This is a genomic window from Streptococcus oriscaviae, assembly GCF_018137985.1.
Lineage (GTDB): Bacteria > Bacillota > Bacilli > Lactobacillales > Streptococcaceae > Streptococcus > Streptococcus oriscaviae.
Genome location: NZ_CP073084.1, coordinates 781,763 through 799,204 on the forward strand (window position 1 = coordinate 781,763; position 17,442 = coordinate 799,204).

At 44.8% G+C, this 17,442-nt stretch carries 15 protein-coding genes; 4 read left to right on the forward strand and 11 right to left on the reverse strand.

The window, feature by feature from the left end; genetic code table 11:
• Window positions 1-191: 191 nt before the first annotated feature.
• From INT76_RS03910 to INT76_RS03920, 3 genes are all read left to right on the forward strand, one after another.
• Window positions 192-950, forward strand: coding sequence for a threonine/serine exporter family protein (locus INT76_RS03910; protein ID WP_212572410.1), 759 nt, complete (start codon window positions 192-194; stop codon window positions 948-950).
• Between the two features lie 3 nt (window positions 951-953).
• Window positions 954-1,406, forward strand: coding sequence for a threonine/serine exporter family protein (locus tag INT76_RS03915; RefSeq protein WP_212572412.1), 453 nt, complete (start codon window positions 954-956; stop codon window positions 1,404-1,406).
• A 74-nt stretch (window positions 1,407-1,480) separates the two neighbouring features.
• Window positions 1,481-2,674: a cation diffusion facilitator family transporter gene (locus INT76_RS03920; protein ID WP_212572414.1), complete on the forward strand. Its 1,194-nt coding sequence runs from the start codon at window positions 1,481-1,483 to the stop codon at window positions 2,672-2,674.
• Between the two features lie 123 nt (window positions 2,675-2,797).
• Here INT76_RS03920 and INT76_RS03925 read toward each other — a convergent pair whose 3' ends face one another.
• From INT76_RS03925 to INT76_RS03970, 10 genes are all read right to left on the reverse strand, one after another.
• On the reverse strand, window positions 2,798-3,937 hold the full coding sequence (locus tag INT76_RS03925) for a mannitol-1-phosphate 5-dehydrogenase (protein WP_212572416.1): 1,140 nt from the start codon (window positions 3,935-3,937) through the stop codon (window positions 2,798-2,800).
• A 14-nt stretch (window positions 3,938-3,951) separates the two neighbouring features.
• Window positions 3,952-4,389, reverse strand: coding sequence for a PTS mannitol transporter subunit IIA (locus INT76_RS03930; protein WP_212572418.1), 438 nt, complete (start codon window positions 4,387-4,389; stop codon window positions 3,952-3,954).
• Between the two features lies 1 nt (window position 4,390).
• Entirely contained in the window at window positions 4,391-6,343 is a 1,953-nt protein-coding gene (locus INT76_RS03935) for a BglG family transcription antiterminator (protein ID WP_212572420.1), read from the reverse strand.
• A 65-nt stretch (window positions 6,344-6,408) separates the two neighbouring features.
• Complete coding sequence (locus INT76_RS03940; protein WP_212572422.1) at window positions 6,409-8,169, reverse strand: PTS mannitol transporter subunit IIBC; 1,761 nt, start codon at window positions 8,167-8,169, stop codon at window positions 6,409-6,411.
• 172 nt (window positions 8,170-8,341) lie between these two features.
• Entirely contained in the window at window positions 8,342-9,178 is an 837-nt protein-coding gene (locus tag INT76_RS03945) for an amino acid ABC transporter substrate-binding protein (RefSeq protein WP_212572424.1), read from the reverse strand.
• A gap of 14 nt (window positions 9,179-9,192) precedes the next feature.
• The gene (locus tag INT76_RS03950) at window positions 9,193-9,825 is read right to left on the reverse strand and encodes an amino acid ABC transporter ATP-binding protein (RefSeq protein WP_212572425.1); all 633 of its coding nucleotides are present in this window, start codon (window positions 9,823-9,825) and stop codon (window positions 9,193-9,195) included.
• Window positions 9,826-9,834: 9 nt separating this feature from the next.
• Entirely contained in the window at window positions 9,835-10,476 is a 642-nt protein-coding gene (locus INT76_RS03955) for an amino acid ABC transporter permease (RefSeq protein ID WP_212572427.1), read from the reverse strand.
• A gap of 152 nt (window positions 10,477-10,628) precedes the next feature.
• A complete protein-coding gene (gene glmS / locus INT76_RS03960; RefSeq protein ID WP_212572429.1) occupies window positions 10,629-12,443 on the reverse strand; it encodes a glutamine--fructose-6-phosphate transaminase (isomerizing) in 1,815 nt (604 codons plus the stop codon).
• 183 nt (window positions 12,444-12,626) lie between these two features.
• Complete coding sequence (gene lepB / locus INT76_RS03965) at window positions 12,627-13,172, reverse strand: signal peptidase I (RefSeq protein ID WP_212572431.1); 546 nt, start codon at window positions 13,170-13,172, stop codon at window positions 12,627-12,629.
• A 64-nt stretch (window positions 13,173-13,236) separates the two neighbouring features.
• Window positions 13,237-13,854, reverse strand: a complete 618-nt coding sequence (locus tag INT76_RS03970; protein WP_212572433.1) for a GDSL-type esterase/lipase family protein — start codon at window positions 13,852-13,854, stop codon at window positions 13,237-13,239.
• Window positions 13,855-13,929: 75 nt separating this feature from the next.
• On the opposite strand from INT76_RS03970, the gene INT76_RS03975 reads away from it, so the two are divergent.
• On the forward strand, window positions 13,930-15,036 hold the full coding sequence (locus INT76_RS03975; RefSeq protein WP_212572435.1) for an NAD(P)/FAD-dependent oxidoreductase: 1,107 nt from the start codon (window positions 13,930-13,932) through the stop codon (window positions 15,034-15,036).
• 22 nt (window positions 15,037-15,058) lie between these two features.
• Here the strand turns inward: INT76_RS03975 and INT76_RS03980 are convergent, their stop codons facing one another.
• The gene (locus INT76_RS03980; RefSeq protein WP_212572437.1) at window positions 15,059-17,338 is read right to left on the reverse strand and encodes an IdeS/Mac family cysteine endopeptidase; all 2,280 of its coding nucleotides are present in this window, start codon (window positions 17,336-17,338) and stop codon (window positions 15,059-15,061) included.
• Window positions 17,339-17,442 lie beyond the last annotated feature (104 nt).

Consider the following 17,442-nt stretch of genomic DNA (forward strand, 5'->3'; position numbering starts at 1 on the left):
AAGATACCAACTAACATCACGATTGGACAGAATCTGTACTCGCATCATCCCTAGTTCCAGAAATTGCCATAGTTTTGGAACCAAACTTATTTTTGCCTGAAGTCACAGAAAATCCCTCTTTTTCATCTCCTATTCAAACTTTTTTTGATATAATAGGGCTAATCAATTTTAAAAAAGGAAAGTGATCGAAAATGGAAGCAAGCCCTAAACTTGATCAGGTTATCGATGTCCTGATGTTGGCAGGAGCCATTCTTTCTCAAAGCGGTGCGGAAATCCATCGAATCGAAGACACTATGATTCGGATTGCCCAATCTCAGGGCATTGAAAATGCAAACGTCCTTGCCATTCCTGCAGCGATTTTCGTTTCTATTGATCACACCAATATTTCTCGCATGAAACGGATTGTTCATTCCAATCATGATATGCAAAAGGTTTGCGATGTCAATCAGGTATCGCGTTCCTTAGTTGCAGGGGATATTGACCTAGAAGAAGCAATGGCTGCTCTGCAACGGATTAAAAATCAGCCGCTTCCGTATACTTCTCTCCAAGTCAGCCTAGCTGCGACCATCGCCGCTCCTTTTTTTACCATTATGTTTGGTGGCGGTATTTTGGAGGCTCTTGGAGCAGCCTGTGCAACCGGACTCGCCTTTCCTTTATCACTCTGGATTGACAAGTTAATTCGTATTGATTTTGTTGCAAAGTTTGTCGGCGCTCTAGTATTTTCTCTGACTGCCTACCTGTTGGCTCGCCACGCTCCTTTTCCTCTCAATCCAAACCTGATAAATGCCGGAGCTGTCATGCCATTTGTTCCAGGAATAGCCTTTACCAATGCTGTTCGTGATTTGATGACCAATCATATCAATTCTGGTATGGCCAAAATTTTTCAGACCCTTTTGGTCATCCTCTCTTTAGGAGCTGGAACCGCTGCTGCACTGTTGTTGATGGGGTGAGTTATGGATATTATCACATTTTTACTGCAAGCCTTGGCGAGCTACATCGCTATCGCAGCCTTCCTGATTGTTTTAAATGTACAAAAACAGATGGTGATTCCTGGAGGTATCTTGGGGATGTCTGTCTGGCTGATTTACTATCTGCTTTTAGAGCCTACCAATGTGATTGTTGCTACCTTCACAGCTGCCGTCATTGGTTCTTGTGCCAGTCAGGTTATGAGTATTGTCCTCAAAACCCCGTCTGTCATCTTTGCTCTGGCTATTTTGGCACCGCTAGTTCCAGGCTACCGGGCCTATATGACGACCACCTATTTCGTATCTGGCAATCACTCTGAAGCCCTTGTTAATACAACAACCGTTATTATCTTGGCCCTTGTTATTCCAATCGGCATGGCAAGTGGCACCGTGCTTCTGCGCTTGTATAAATACATTCAAAAACGCTTCAAAGAAGCTTGATGCTTCCTTCTCAGGATGTGCCTCTTGTAAGAGTGAGGTCATCCTTTTTCATAAAATGCGACAAAGGAGATAGGATGAACACTCAAATTCAAAACCTCAAAACGGCTGAACACGGAGCCCTCATCTCCATCGCAGCCTATATCCTTCTTTCAGGGCTCAAATTGGCAGCAGGCTCCATCTTTCATTCGGACGCCTTGACAGCCGATGCTTTTAACAATATCTCTGATATTATCGGTAACGTAGCGGTTCTGATTGGTCTGAGGATGGCACAAAAGCCTGCTGATACGGATCACAAGTTTGGCCACTGGAAAATGGAGGACTTGGCCAGCCTCATTACTTCCTTCATCATGTTTGTCGTTGGATTTCAGGTTCTGCACGCGACCATCCAAAAATTATTGAGCAAGGAAGCCGTCGAAATTGACATCATGGGAGCCAGCGTTGGAATTGTATCTGCGGCTATCATGTTTGCTGTCTATCTCTACAACAAGCGCCTAGCAAAACAGGTCAATTCCAAGGCACTGGAGGCTGCGGCCAAGGACAATCTGTCAGATGCCGTTACCTCTATCGGTACCTCTGTTGCGGTCTTTGCGGCGGCTGCCAACTTTCCCATTGTGGATAAGATTGCCGCTATTATCATCACCTTCTTCATCCTCAAAACAGCCCATGAAATTTTTATGGAGAGCTTTTTCACCCTGTCGGATGGTTTTGATGAAGAACTCCTGAACCGCTACAAGATTGACATCCTCAAGTTGCCCAAGGTTGTTGCCGTCAAGTCCCAGCGCGGGCGAACCTATGGGGCCAATATCTATCTGGATATTGTATTAGAGATGAATCCAGATTTGTCTGTCTATGAAAGCCATGAGGTAACTGAGCAGGTTGAACAGCTCCTCAAACTCAAACATGGTGTCTTTGATGTTGATATCCATGTTGAGCCTTCTGATTTGCCCCACGACGAAATCTATGAACACGTCTATGATAAACTCTATCGTTTTGAGGCTGAAATTCAGGCCCATGAAAAGGGCTATCAGAACCTTATTGATGACAACTACCTTTTGATTGATGCCAAAGGCCGCTACCTCAACAAGGAGGAAATGCTAAAACAGCACCCTGTTCAAACCACTTACCTGACCAATTACCAGATGGCCTCCATCAGTCAAAAGTCCAAGCTGGTCACCTTTGAAATCGGCGATTATGTGCACACCTCCCTCTGGAGAAGGCACGAAGTCTGGCAGGTGGTTTTCCACCAAATTTCAAAAAAACAAGATTAGGAAAATTATCCAACAGTAAAAGGCTTAAAACCGTATCTCTAGGAGAGGTTGGTTTTAAGCCTTTTTTGATGAAAGTAGTGTGTCAATTTTTGCAAGGAACGAGATTTTATCCGCCTCTTTTTGCTATTTCAAAACGGAAACAATTTCGTCAATCAGGGTTTGGTCGGTTAGACCAGTCACTTCTGCGACCACTTCGGCAAGTGGTTTTTCTTGCAAGAGAGTTTGAAGCTGGAGGGATTGTTCATCTGTTTCATCTCGGTAGGAAAAGATATAGCTTACGGTTTGCAGGAGGTTGTCATAGGACAATCCTCGCTCGCGAAGCTCGCGAATAGGGCGAATAAAGCGCTCATCATAACCGAGCTTACGAATCGGTGTCCGAGCTACTCGGGCCACATCGTCCACAATAAATGGATTTTCAAAACGGCTGATGATAATCTTATGATAGTCTGCTAAAGCAGCCTCATCAAAGCCCCATTTGGCAATCAACAGGCTTCTAATTTCTCCCAAAACAGCCTCAACCTTAGATTTTACAACATCATTTTGTAGGGCTTCTAGGATGGTCGTGGCTCCAAAGTGGGCTCCTGTGTAGGCCGAGGTCGCGTGCCCTGAGTTAACAGAGAAGAGTTTCCGTTCAATGAAGGGTTCAAGCTCCTCTTCGTAGTGAACCTTGTCCAAGCGAAGGCTAGGCCGTTTCATCCCGCGTGTTTCCACTACCCACTCATTGAAGGGCTCAACAATCACAAAGAGCGGATCATCATGTGTCTGGGCAGGTACAATCCTATCCACTGCTGCATTTGGAAAACCAATGTACTCTTGGGCAAAGGCTAGACCTGATTCAGATAGGTGCTTTTTAACTTCTTCAAAAAGAAAGGCTGAGCCACCAATCATATTTTCACAGGCCAAGACATCTAGTGGCTGATGGTTGCCTGCTGCCTGTCTGGCTTCAATTCCTTGAGCAACCAAACCAGCGATATAAGGCAGGATGTTTGGTCCGATAGCTGTTGTTACCAAGTCAGCTTCCGCAAGAGCGGCTACGACCTCCTCTGGATGTTTCGCGTTGTTGATACCACAAACACCGGAAACCGTGATATGACGCTGACCTTCTTCGGCGATTTCGATTTCGTAGCTGCCTCGCTCATTCAAGGCATCGATGATTCGTTCATTGACATCAACAAAGGCGATTTCAAAATCGTTCTCAAAGAGAATTTCTCCAATAAAACCTCTACCGATATTTCCTGCACCAAAGTGTACTGCTTTTTTCATTTGTCCACCTCCTTTTAACCAACACTGTTTAATAGTTGAACAACCTCTTCTTCAGACTGGGCATCTGCCAACTTAACAACATTGTCTACATCTGCACAGAAGATAGAAATTTTTTGGATGATTTCCAAATGCTCGTCACCAATACCAGCGATACCAAAGAGAACCGTTGCTATTTTGGGAGCTTCTTCTGTTCCAAAGTTGACACCGGCCGGAACCTGAACGATGGTAATCCCTGAAGAACGAACTTCTTTTTTAGCGGCATCTGTACCATGCGGAATAGCGATAAAATTGCCCATGTAAACGGAAAGTTCTGCATCCCGCTCAATCATGGCTTCTACATAAGCTTCATTGACGTGGCCTGCATCAACCAGTTGGCGACCGCAAAAACGAATGGCCTCTTCCTTGGTTGCAAAAGCTTGGTTTAATTTAATTAGGTGTTGTTGAAATTCCATGTTAGTTCTCCAATTTTTTGATTTTTTCATTAAAGATTGAGTTGAGCAGTTGGTAAATGATTTCCTGATTGCCCGTCCGGTAAATTTCTGTATAGAGATTATTTTCAATGATGGACTGACTGATCGCTGTCAGCAGTTCGCGGATTTCTTCTTCCTCCCCTAATCGGGTCAGCATGACAAGGACTCGCTGAACCTGCTCCTCCTGATTGTTCATGGATAGGGCCTGAACAGGTTTTGCCAGATTAACAATCCGAAACTGACTGTTTGAAACCTGACTAGACTGGGTATGGATTAGGGCAAGGTTGGTCTTGGGAATCGCCAAGGGACTGACAGCAAATCGGGATAGGAGCTTGTCAGCCAAATACTTCTTATCCTTCACGAAATCCAGTTCCTGCACAATTTGTCGGACTGTCTGATCAAAATTGGGCTGATTGTCCAATTGTGTCAGTTGAAAGTGCTTGAGCAACTGGGCACTGGCCATCAAGTAGGCCTGTAGGTCATAGTGACGTTCAATGGCCATCTCTTCTCTCTGCAAAACTGTCCGATTTTCTTGGATAGACTGCAAGGTTTCCTGCAACTCTAGTATCTCCTGCGTATTAGGAAAGGTTGAGATGAGATCCAAACCTAGATGCGGAACAGGCTTGGTCGATAGGCAGTAATCATACTGATCCATCCGAATGTTGGCCAAATTGGTCGTTGATTGCACATCAATCAACTCTACAAAAGGGGCAATACTTTTAATTTTTGATACCAAAACACTGGTGGTTAGCGGACGCTCGTCCGTTACCAAGAGTAAGCGAATGGGATAGATGTCTGGACTCCGACGCAGACTGGAAGCAAAGTGCAGGGTTACAAGTTCGTATTCATATTCATTCTGAATATAGGCAGGAAAGATGTCCTTCATCAGCAAACTAACTAGGCTGTGTAAGAAAGGATTTTTCTGGGTAGCCAAATAGGCTACATTGGTAGTGGCATAGTCTGGAAATAGGATTGGAACAGCTAAGCTCAGACGGATGTGATTAAAGAGAAGACGAAACAGCAGTTTATCCTTGATAAAATCAATCTTGGTAAAGCGGGAAATAGCATCTACTAACTGAGAAATACTATAATAAAAACCACTGTCAAACTGTTCTCTGAACAGCGGAACCTCCTGCCGCTTGATAATCAACTCATCTAGGATTGTTGCAAAGTAGATAATTTCTTGAATGCCATAAAACTGTTTGCTTTCCTTTGCCAAATCCGCAAAGACTTTCTGAGAAAACTCCAGAGCCGCCTTAGAAACTTGTAGCTGATGTTCCAAATGCTCTTGATTATCAGCTAGACTAAGCAGGATAATTAAAAATTCTTTGAGTGTCGAATCAATATCACCTAGATTTTTCTGGTAGCTTTCAAAGACTCTTCTAGCTCGACTTACCTTGCTTTTCTCTAGGAGAGGATAGCCCTCATAGCAATCAGACCAAAAATCCTGAACGGAGATTGCGTTGGCTAAGAGGATGGCTAAAAAGCGCCGTTTTTGGCCGGCCGCCCCTTCAATCCGATAGCCTTTTTGCCGTGACAAGCCCAAACCAAAATCCGCCATACGCCCCTCAATGCTAGCAATATCCTGTATGACTGTTACATTGGAAACGTAGAAACGCTCCTGAAATTGCTCATTGGTAACGGGGTTTTGACTGGTCAAGAGTTGGTAGGCCATCAATACCAAGCGCTGGCTGGCTGAATAGGACTCCTCTGCCTGAACATCGGTTAACTTTGCCACATCTCCAGAAAGGTAATATTTTTTCCCTTCTTTGATAATCTGAATGTCTTGACTTTCTAGGCTGATGGTTAAATCTGACAGGGTACGGTAAACGGTTCGTGACGATACCTGTAAAATATCTGCCATCTCTTTCAATGAAAGCTTTCCTACCTGGAGGAAAGCTTTCATCAGTTGTTCTTCTCGTTTTGTTAGTAGCATAAGTTCATTATACTATACTTTCTATGATTCAAATAGGGATTTGCTGAGAAACTGACTTGAATCGATTATTTGTACATGCGTTCAACAATCTTGTCATATTCTGGCGTTGTTACCAGACTATCGACGACTAGAAGCTGCGCATTTGGTGCCGCCTGTTGCACTTGGGCTTGTTGCTCGATGGTCGTGACCACCAAGATATTCTTGGCATTGTGTTGACCAAGTTCTTCATAGGCCACCGTAGCAACAGGAATGGCTATCCCCTTGTTTTTAAAAATAGCACGGAGGGTTGCCTGTCCCATCGTCGCAGACCCTTGAGCCTTGCCATAGGCAAAGACTACCTCATCAATATAGTTGAGATCCGGTGTGTCTGTTGCAGTGACCTCTGAACTTACTTGCCTGGGAGAATCTCCCGTCTTGGTCTGAGTCAGTTGGGCTACGATTTCATCGTACTTGCCTGAGGTCAAGAAATTGTCTACGGTCACATGGATAGCGCTTGGCGTCCGCTGAGCTGCACGACTTGCCAATTCTTCCTGAGTTACAATCAAGGTGTAGTCTGTATCTTGCAGATTGGCAATTGCTTTATTGGTTACCGGAATATCCAAACCTGCTTTTTTCACCTTGTCACGAAGCAGAGAAGCACCCATCGCAGAACTTCCCATACCTGCATCACAAGCAAAGATGATTTGCTTAACAGTGTTAGTAGAGATGTCTTTAGAAAGACTTGTTTGTCCTTTTGAAGCTGCTTTTGCTGCCTTGGTTGCTGCTTGAGCCTCTTCTAAAGACTCCCCTTCAGACTTGTCGGCCTTCAAGATGATGGAAGCTACAAGGAACGATGCTGCTGCACCAGCAAAGACACCAGCAAGAACAGACAGGACGTTCATGAAGTAGTTATCACCTTTTGGTACCATACCAAGAATCGCAAAGATAGAACCTGGTGATGCTGCCGCACCAAGACCTGCACCAAGAAGCTGGAATACGAAGGTACCTGATACACCACCAGCGATTGCTGCTAGGAAGAGGGCCGGTTTCATCATAACGTAAGGGAAGTAGATTTCATGGATTCCACCAAAGAAGTGGATAACCATTGCTCCCCAAGAAGAAGATTTGGCAGAACCTTTACCAAAGAAGGCATAGGCCAAGAGAATACCTAGACCAGGGCCAGGGTTTGCTTCCAAAAGGAAGAGAACAGACTTGCCGACTTCCAAAACCTGCTCCGTTCCAAGCGGCGTGAAAATACCATGGTTGAGAGCGTTGTTGAGGAAGAGAACCTTGGCTGGTTCGATGATAATGTTAGCCAGTGGCAAGAGTTTCATATCCACAATAGCCTGAACGCCATCACCAATCAGGGTTGTCATGCTTTCAACAAATGGTCCCACAACCTTAAAGGTCAAGAGCATCAAAGCAAAACCAATCAAGCCTGCGGAGAAGTTGTTGACCAGCATTTCAAAACCAGGACGAATTTTTGGTTGAACAGCTGCATCAAATTTCTTGATAACCCAGGCACCAAATGGTCCTACCACCATAGCACCGATAAACATCGGAACACTTGAACCTGCAATGACACCCATGGTCAAGATAGCTCCCACGACCCCGCCGCGTTGACCATAGACGTTGTAACCGCCTGTGTAACCAATCAAGAGTGGCAAGAGATAGGTAATCATTGGACCAACGATTGTTGCAAACTCTTCGTTTGGCAGCCAACCCGTTTCAATGAAGAGCGAGGTCAATACCCCCCAAGCGATGAATGCCCCGATATTGGGCATAACCATATTTGATAATGTCGTTCCAAGCTTTTGAAGCCGAACTTTAAATGAAGATTGTGCCATTTTTCATTTCCTCCTTATTTGTTAAGTTTATTATACAAGCTCCCTTATGATAAGAAAACTCAAATCTTGTCACAGTTTTTTTGACAGTCGACAGACGGGCAAAATAAAACAGTCTTACTATTTTTTCATCGAATAAAAAAGATACTGGACTTTTTGTCCAGCATCCATCGTTTTATTCTTTCACTTCCTTTGTAGCGACATCTTCACCAAACCACTTGTTGGAAATCTCTTGGAATTTACCTTGAGCATAGAGTTCAGCAAAGGCCTGATTGATTTTTTCAACCAAGGTTTTATCTGCCTTACGGGCACCAACACCAAAGGACTCTGCCTCAAACCCAGCATCTATGATGTTGTAATCAGCCATAATCCCTTCTTGTTGGAGATAATAGTTGGCATACACGCGGTCGATTAAAAGGCCATCTATCCGGTCACTCTTGAGGTCAATCAAGGCTTCATTAAAGGTCGAATATTGCGTTGCTGTATTGTCTTTAACAAGATCCTTTAAGATAGTTGGCTGACTTTCAAAGACCGAGTAACCAGACGACCCCGCCTGAGCTCCCAAAATCTTATCAGTCATATCTGCAACGCTAGCAATCCCAGATGATTTTTTGGTAACTAAAACCTGCAAATTATCCATATAGCTATCGCTAAAGAGAACCTTCTCCCTGCGTTCATCTGTGGCAGTGTAGCCGTTCCAAATGAGATCAATATTGCCATTGTTCAGCTCAGTTTCTTTCAAATCCCAGTCGATTGGTTGCCAATTGATACTGATACCGTACTGGTCAAAAACAGCTGTCGCAAGCTCAACATCAAAGCCGACATATTCACCGCTTTTATCCTCAAATCCCATTGGAACAAAGGTTTTGTCAAAACCAATTGTAATCGTCTTTTCGGTTTCATAAGTAGACCACTGGTCTTGGCTGGTCGCTTTTTCACTCGAACCACAAGCTGCAAGACTGGCTGCCGCTAACAGACCAGCTACTCCTAAAATAATTTTTTTCCACTTCATCTGTTTTACTCCTTTTAATGTTTAGGCTCGATTTTAATAATCTCATCTGCAATATTTTCTGCAAACTGCATATCGTGGGTAACAACGATTTGCGTAATTCCTGTTTCTCGATTGGCTAAGATGAGCTGCTCCACTTCCCTACGTAGTTCGGGGTCTAAGGCCGATGTCGGTTCATCATAGCCGATAATTTCCGGGTCAATCATCATCGCTCGCGCCAAGGCTACCCGTTGCTTTTGCCCGCCAGATAAAGAATAGGGATAGGCTGCCGCATGGTTGGCTAAACCTAGCCTTTCCAGTAGTTGGCGAGCCTTTTTCTCGGCCTCTTCTTCTGGCAGATGTTGGGTTTTTATAGGCGATAGGGTCAAATTATCCAAAACAGAGAGATGAGGAAAGAGCTGAAAGTCTTGGAAAACAAAGCCCAGCAAGTTGCGCTTCTCCAGCTCCTCAAGAGGTAATTCCTGACCATTGTAGAACAATTGACCCGAGTCAATCGCCTCCAAGCCCGCCAGCATCCGCAGGAGCGTGGTTTTTCCTCCTCCTGATTGTCCGACGATAGCGATGATTTTCCCTTCTGGAATCACCAAGTCATAGTTGTCAAAAATCAACTTATTATCAAATCGTTTGGAAAGATTTCGTACTTCTAACATGATGACCTCCTATTTATAGTAGTCAAATTTTTTCTCGATTCGGCGAGAAAAGAGGGTTACTAGGCCAATCATGAGCAGGTAGATAGCTCCTGCGATAAACATGGGAGCTAGACTGGCATCACGGTTAGCAGCCGTTCTGCTGGCCAACAAGAGGTCGCTGACTCCCAAGGCATAGACCAGTGACGTATCCTTCACTAGGGTAATGACTTCATTGAAGACGCTAGGAAGAACGATTTTAACAACCTGAGGCAAGACGATATAGCGAATGGTCTGAAAGGGTGTAAACTTCAAAACCCTAGCCGCTTCGTATTGTCCAGTCGGAATCGCCTCAATACCTCCGCGGAAAATTTCAGAAAAATAGGCCGCATAGTTGAGGGAAAAGGCTAGAATAACCGCTGGCATACGGTCAAAGGTAATGCCAACACTAGGTAAAACATAATAAACAAAAATCAGTTGCAATAAAAGCGGTGTTCCGCGCATAATCAGTACATAAAAATGCAAAAACCAACGCAGAGGGGCAAATTTTATCTGCATCAAAAATGCCACAACTGCCCCCAAAGGAAGAGATAAAACAAGCACCCACACAAAGACTTGCAAAGACACCAAAGCCCCGTTTAACAGGCTTGGCAAAACCTCCAAAATATATTCCATGACTCCTCCTAATGAATTGTTAGCTTCTAGTATATCAGAATTTTTATTCATTTCAAAGAATTATTCAGAATTTTTCTGATATTTAATAAATATTCCTTACCAAGCAGAAAAGACCCGACTCTTCTGTCAGATCTTTTCATTTGGTATTGACTTTATTCTACGGTTACGGCCTTAGCCAGATTACGCGGTTTATCCACGTCTAAGCCCCGCTGCAAGGAAGCAAAGTAAGCAATCAGCTGGGTTGGGATAACCATTGAAATGCTAGATAGGAACGGATGAACCTTGTTAACCACAATGTCATCACCTTCTCGTTCCAATCCTTCTTCAACGACCGTCAGAGTGTTGGCACCACGAGAAACCACTTCTGCCACGTTTCCACGAGTGTGAGCTGCAACTTTCTCATTGCTTGAAATCAAGGCAATAACTGGGGTGCCATCTTCAATCAGGGAAATGGTTCCGTGTTTCAACTCTCCAGCAGCAAATCCTTCACATTGAATGTAAGAAATTTCCTTCAGTTTGAGTGCCGCTTCAATCGTCACATAGTAGTCATTACCCCGACCAATATAGAAGGCATTGCGGGTTGTTGCCAGAAGTTTTTCAACCTTATCTGCAATCAACTCCTTCTCTGATAAAGTGGCTTCGATAGATTGAGCAACAATAGACAGCTCATGTACCAAGTCAAAGTCAAAGGCTTCCTGTTTGCCATTGGCTTCTCCAACAGCTTTTGAAAGGAAGGCAAGAGCTGCTACCTGAGCGGTATAGGCCTTGGTAGAAGCTACCGCAATCTCAGGGCCTGCGTGCAAGAGCATAGTGTAGGTCGCCTCACGAGAAAGGGTTGATCCTGGAACATTGGTAATGGTCAAACTTGGAATGCCTAGTTCATTGGCACGCACCAAGACCTGACGGCTGTCTGCTGTTTCCCCAGACTGAGTCAAGAGGATAAAGAGCGGTTTTTTGCTGAGAATTGGCAGGTGATAAGCCCACTCAGAAGCAACACCGATTTCAACAGGAGTGTCCGTCAAAGCTTCTATCATATTTTTGGCAGCATAACCGGCATTGTAAGAAGTTCCTGCCGCCAAAATATAGATGCGATCCGCTTCCTGAACAGCTTGTACAATGGCAGGGTCAACCACCATCTTGCCATCTGTATCTGCATAAGTGCTAATCAGTTTCCGCATAACGGTCGGTTGCTCATCAATTTCCTTCAGCATATAGAATGGGTAGGTTCCCTTACCAATATCTGATAGGTCTAACTCAGCAGTGTAACTAGCACGCTCAACCGGATTTCCTTCATAGTCGGTCACTTCCACAGAATCCTTCTTAACAATTACCAATTCTTTGTCATGAATTTCCATATACTGACTGGTTTCACGAATCATAGCCATGGCATCTGAGCAGACCATGTTATAGCCCTCTCCCAGTCCAACCAGAAGTGGCGACTTGTTTTTGGCAACGTAAATCGTGTCCGGATTAGCAGAATCAATCAGTGCAAAGGCATACGAACCTTGGATGATATGGAGAGCTTTCTTGAATCCTTCAAGAACAGACAAGCCCTCTTCTTCAACAAATTTTCCAATCAAGTGAACTGCAATCTCTGTATCGGTCTGTCCTTTAAATGTATGACCGGAAAGATAGTCCTCTTTCATCTCAAGATAGTTTTCAATGACGCCGTTGTGAACAAGAATAAAGCGCCCTGTTTGAGAAGTGTGAGGATGGGCATTGTCTTCAGTTGGTTTGCCATGGGTTGCCCAGCGTGTATGGCCGATACCGATTGTTCCTTCGGTCTGGTCACCCACTTTTTCTGTCAAATCGGCAATCCGGCCAACCGACTTAACCAGATAATCCTTACCAGCGCCTGTGACAAAAATTCCTGCTGAATCATAGCCACGGTATTCTAATTTTTCAAGACCTTGAATCAAAATATCTGTTGCGTTTGCATTTCCTACAACACCAACAATTCCGCACATACAATTTACCTTCGATGGAGGCCATCGAGCTTTCTTTATTTTTTCGAATTGGTATAGTCTAATCTTTTTGCAAAAAGACCAGTAAAAACAGTATACAATAAGACTTTTCCCTTGTCAACAATAAAAATTGGTATAGTCTAATTTGTGAAAAAAAGCACAGTTGCGGTCAACTGCGCTTTGGGCTTATTGCTGGGTAACACCTGTGTCGATGAAGCCAAAGTCACTGAGAGGTGTTAGACGAAAAGTCAGACGGCCTATCACCTGCTTGGTATCAATCAGGCCAAAGGTTCGGCTATCTGACAGGTTGGTCCGATCATCGTTTAGCACCAGATAGGTTCCTTCTGGTAGAACTTGATGAGCTTGCTCTGTCAAACTAGCAATTGTAAAGTCTTCGGTGTAGTACTCCACATGTGGGAGGCGACTCAAATAGTCTTCATGAACAATTTCATTATTCCGGTAAAGAACATCATCCATGTAGGTCACGCTGTCACCTTCCATGGCGATAATGCGACCGACATACTCTTTCTTATCTACCTCATACAAGATGAAATCACCGTACGTCGCATCAGCTCCCCTAACTGTGATAATCAGGTCTTTTTCTTTGAGGTAGGCATTGGCCATCTCCGGCTGGATGGTTACCGGTTCAAAGACCCACGCCCTCAAAGCAATCAAGCCTAAAAGCAAGGACACCAACAGGATGACTTGCTTGATTAAATCTCTTTTTACCATATATTCTCCAATCTCTCCTAGTTAGTATAGTATATCATATTTTTTGAAAAACCAACATCTCCTGTCATCCAATAAGATGCCGATAAATTTCCTCAGCAATCACGCGGTTGCCAAGCGGGGTCAAATGGAGGCCGTCACTATAATAAGCTGACTGATCCTTGGTAATGGGATAAAGGTTGATGACAGGCAGACCTAAGTCCTCTCCAATCTGAGGGATAATTACCTGCAACTCCTCTTCAATAATCTGATTATTCAGCCCAAATCGACTGGTCGGCACATGGGGTGGAATGACCAGATAAACGTCCGGTTGACTGGCAAGGGCCATATACCCTTCAGCTAAGGCCTTATACTCTGCTGTAAAACGTTCCTTATTCCAGTAAGCTGCGCGGCTGTCATTGCTGCCAATCATGATAATCACAATATCTGCCTCACTTTGGAAAGAAAGTTGAGCATTTTTTTCCTTCAGATACGGATAGTCTGCCGTCGATTGAAGAGAGCGACCACTAAGTCCAAAATTGGATACTTGGTAGTGAGAGCCTAGCTTATCTGCCAAAATACAAGGATAGGCATCTCGTTCTCTATTCTCCAAGCCATAGCCATAGGTCAGGCTATCACCAACTGTTGCTACCTTGATTGCTCCACTTCCCACGGTCAAAACCTCGGGATACATAATATCTGACATGATTGACTCCTTTGTTCTATTTTATCATGTTGGAAAAAATAATGAAACCAGCTTGTTTTGTGCTATAATGTGGGTATGCAAAAACGAATCATCATTATCGGAGGGGGAATTGTCGGCTCAACTGCCGCCTTCTATCTCTCTCAAACGGACAATCACATTACCCTTATTGACCACGGTCTAGGAACAGCGACTCGTGCCGCAGCAGGGATTATCTGCCCTTGGCTGGCTCAGAAGAAAAACAAGGATTGGTATCGGCTGACGTCCACAGGTGCTGTCTTTTATCGTCAATTGATGGCTGACCTAACAAAAGCAGGCGTGACTGATCTTCCCTTCAAACAAACAGGAACTTTGGGCCTAAAGAGCCGACCAGAACTAGCAGAAAAAGTGCAGGCAATCGCTAAGGAGCGTAGACAGGATACTCCGACCATAGGAGACATTCGACTCTTGGAAAAAGAGGACGTCACAGACTACCTACCAGCTCTCACTCCGGACAACTACGGCATCTTGCTAGAAGGCGGAGGTCGGGTTGACGGCGGCAAGCTCATCGACCTCTTACAAGAACAAGTCTTACTAAATGGCGGTAAGCTACTAAAAGGACAAGCCTTTTTACAGAATGAAAGAGAGGTGGCTTTTGAGGGTGAGATTCTGACAGCCGATCATATTATTCTGGCTGTCGGGGCTTGGCTGCCACATATTCTGGAACCTCTGGGTTATCAAGTCGATGTCCGTCCGCAAAAGGGACAATTATTTGAGCTTGAAACAGATTTAGACACAGACAATTGGCCTGTCTGCATGCCCTACGGAGAAATCGACATTCTTCCTTTTGAAAAAGGGAAAGTCATTATCGGGGCTACCCACGAAGATGATATGGGCTATGACCTAACTCTGGACAGCGACAAGATCGCGGCAATGAAGGAGCGTTCTGAAAACTTCATGCCCATCCTAGCCCAGTACGCGGTTTCCAAAACCCGCACTGGTACAAGAGCCTATACCTCTACTTATGCTCCTTTCTATGGCCAACTAGCGGACAAACCAAGCCTTTGGGTAGCAAGTGGTTTGGGGTCTTCTGGTCTGACAAACGGGCCCTTTATCGGCTGGCAAATCGCTCAGGAAATTGTGGAGAAACCTACCCATTTTGACCGCAGTCCATACAGCCCTGCCCCTTATATCCAACCACAATAAAATAGAGCTAGGAAAGATTTTCCTAAGCTCTTTTATTTTTTCCTATTCCTTTTCGTAGATAGAAGGAAATCAGACCCAGTAAGGTGATAGCCAAGACTGTCCAAAGTGATTGGTCTTCCCCGGTTTGAGGTAGTTGGCTGTTTGTAGCTTGTTTAGGAGAAATTGGCAAGGTGGATTCTTTCTCGATAGGTGAAGAATTGCTGTCCTTGATTGGTCTTTTCTCATCTGCCTTATCCTGTGGTCGGTCGTTCTCTACTGACTCTGCCTGAGGTTCTCGAGGAGAGAATGCCTCAGAAGACTGATGCGGTGATAAAATTGGCTGAACCACTGTTGGCTGTTGACTGCTCGTCACTTCTTCTTCAGCGGGAATTGAATCGTCCACTACACTGGTTTCATCTGTCACCTGTGGAGATGTGATTTGCTGCTCGCTTTCCACCGGAGTAACAGCAACAACGATTGGTTGCTCGGATTCAGTCGTGGATATATTATTATCTTCCTGCAGAACCACTACTGAGGGTGCGACGACCTCTGTTTTGAGCTCTTCTTGGGAATCTTCCTGCTTTTCTTCCAAGACAGGGAGTTTCTCTGCTTCTTCTTGTTCTAAAATAGACGTCGGATTTTCCAACTGAGTTTCAGGCTCTTTGCTAGCGATGGTAGAGGCTTGGTCATCCACCGGCGCAAGTTTTTCTTCAGTAAGAGTGGTTGTTTGTTCTGAGGACTGGGATTCCTCTTCTCGTTTGTTGCTTCCTGCACTAGCATCTACTGGTGCCTCTGCTGAGGAAGGAAGTGTTTCTAGAACGGTCGTTTCACTGCTACTATCAGATGGCAACTCCGACGAGGTGGTCACTAGCTCAGCACCTTCTCCACTGCTACCTGGCAGTGATTCCGAAGGAGGTGACGTCGTTTCTGTCAACAGCGAGTCAATAGTAAGAGCTTCTTGTTTATGGTAGGCAGCTTCTCCCTTGTGTTCTATCCTTGGCTGCAAGTCCTCTAGGCCTTGCTTTAGGTAACTTGCGACCTCTTCCGTAGTTGCTGCCTGCATCAAGCCTGCTTCCCACTTGAGGCGCGCTTCTTCCAAACGAGCAAGAAGGCTTGCCTGTTCTTCCGCACCTAACTCTTCTTGCTGTTTAATTGCTTGGGCAATTGTTCCGGCAGCTTCTCCTAGGGCTGTTTTAGCAGATTCTTTGGCTGAAAGCAGTTCTTCATCTACTGGATGAAAGTAGCGCTCCCAGCTGTCTTGTCCCAAAGAAAGACTGTGAATGTATTCAATGGCAACCCCTCTTGATGGGTCTTTGGTGTGGTCGTTGAGGCGAGGATTTCCCCAGCGATCCTTGGTAACACCGTAACGCTTCATTCCGACCGGAGTCGACTGGTCATCTGAATCCGTCACATAGATGGCCCGCAAATTCCCCTCTTCATCGTATTCTGCCCCCCAAAGGGTAACGATGTGACTATTATTTTGTCGGAAGAGAAGATGGGTTACTCCTAGGATTTGCCCCGCTTCCAAGCGCTCCTTCACATCTTTTCCAAAGCGCTCATAGTTTCCGCTGAAAAAACGGTCTGTCAGCTTGGTTCCCTTAAAGACAGAGTGGAAAAAACCTCCACGCTCATCCGGCACTAGCTCTGGATTCTCTTGATTGGTTCCTCCGCTAGGCTTTGGTGAATAGCCGTTGATAAAGAGATCGATGAGTAGATCCGATAGGTAGCCATCGGTTCGATAGCCGTAATAGACCTTGAACAAGTCAAAAATGCGGCTCTCCTGTTGATTGGTAAATGAGTCAACATATCTACGCAGATCACGAAGTCCAAGTTTTTCTCTGGCAACTTCCTGCTCACCGTAGGTTTGCTGGATGTATTGTTCCACATAGGCCTGATTTTGTTGCAACCACCAGTGGAGCATGTTGGAAGACACTGCCGCAAAGCATAGGTTTAAGTCAACAGCTGAAGCTGTCAAACTCTTATTCACATCATACCAACCTTGATTTTCCTTAAAGGGCATTTTGTAGGAAACAAAATCCCAGTCAACTTCCTTTTTAAAATCTCCACCAGGGCCCATTTGCGGCGCCTGAATCCCTTTTACCCATACAATCTGACGTTTGCTTCCGTCTTCTGCTAAGTAGTCTGTCACATTTTTCTGATTGACTGGCAGCTGGGTTGACACTGGTAAAGACGCGGTTTCTGCCTGAACTTGCTGCTGTCCGACTGCTGAGCCAACTGTCATTGCAATTGCAACTGAAACAAGTCCCTTCTGGCATTTTCTGATAGCATAGCGGAACTTCTTTGAGCTGCTTTCATTTTTCATTTTTTTCTCTCTTTCTTTCTCAAAAGTCATCCCTTCATTATAACAACCCCAGCAGCTGCGTCAATAGGGGCTGTCTGTTTTTTATCTGTTATTTCCAAAAAGCA